The sequence below is a fragment of the Aeromicrobium sp. PE09-221 genome, from assembly GCF_002174305.1.
Taxonomy (GTDB): domain Bacteria; phylum Actinomycetota; class Actinomycetes; order Propionibacteriales; family Nocardioidaceae; genus Aeromicrobium.
This window is the reverse complement of record NZ_MIJB01000106.1, coordinates 1-1008: the sequence shown is the minus strand read 5'-3', so window position 1 is coordinate 1008 and position 1008 is coordinate 1. Positions and strand designations below refer to the sequence as shown.

Genomic DNA, 1008 nt, shown 5'->3' with positions numbered 1-1008 from the left:
CCGTCGTCGCTCCGCGCGGGTATGGCGGGTTTTGCTAACCATGTGTCCAGCGGGGCTGTCGCATCGCTGGAGACGTCGCTCACCCGATGGGTGGTTCGCAATTTGTGGCGGAGTCGTTGTCCGAGGCGGCTGGCAGAGTAAAGACGAAGGTGCTCCCTTTGCCGTGTTCGCTCGTCGCCCAGAGCTTCCCGCGGTGGGCCTCGACGATGCACTTGGAGAGGTACAGGCCAAGGCCGACGCCAGCGCGGGCCGGCTTGACGACTTGCCAAAAGCGTTCGAAGACGATGTCGAGCTGCTCAGGTTCGATGCCCTTGCCCGTGTCGATGATGGAAAACTGTACCTCGCGCTCGACCGGCTCGATCAGGATGTCGATCGATCCACCAGCCGGTGTAAACTTTACAGCATTACCCACGACGTTGGCTAGCACCTGCAAGATGCGCTCGTGATCGCAACGGGCCAAGAGTGAGCCAGCTTTTAGTTCCGAATGTAGCGACACCCCTTTGGCCGTGGCTAGTGGCTGAAAGACCTCCAGCGTCTCACGCAAGAGCTCCGCGGTTTCCTCTCTGCGCCGAACTAGCGAAAGCTGTCCTGCTTCCATGCTCACGACATCTAGCAGGTCGTCGACCAATCGATTCATGCGGCCGGTGTAGCGCTGGATGCGTTGCGCTTCGCGCACGACCTGATCACGGGTGGCTTCGGTACCCTGAACGCTAAGCAGCGATGCAGCGCTCATCGCCATGCCGCCAAGCAGATTGCGCAAGTCATGGCTGACGATGGCCAAGAACTCGTCTCTCGAGTTGATGGCTCGGTCCGCTCGCTCCCGTTCCGAGCGCAGAGTTTCGTCCGTTCGATCGCGTTCGAGAGCAAGTAGCGCGGCCAGCGCTCGGCGGCGCGCTTGACGTTCGCGCGCCAGAACTTCGTCCGCGGACGCTCGCTCGTATTCCAAGGCCGCGTCCTCGCCCTGGCGCTCCGTTTTGAGTACCTCACCTTGCTCTTCATTGACGCGGG

1 protein-coding gene is annotated in these 1008 nt (G+C 61.5%); it reads right to left on the bottom strand.

Features of this window, described 5'->3' with window-relative positions; all coding sequences use genetic code 11:
- Window positions 1-79 precede the first annotated feature (79 nt).
- Window positions 80-1008 (bottom strand): HAMP domain-containing sensor histidine kinase (locus tag BHE97_RS19600; RefSeq protein WP_140400289.1); only part of this gene is annotated, 929 nt, incomplete at its 5' end.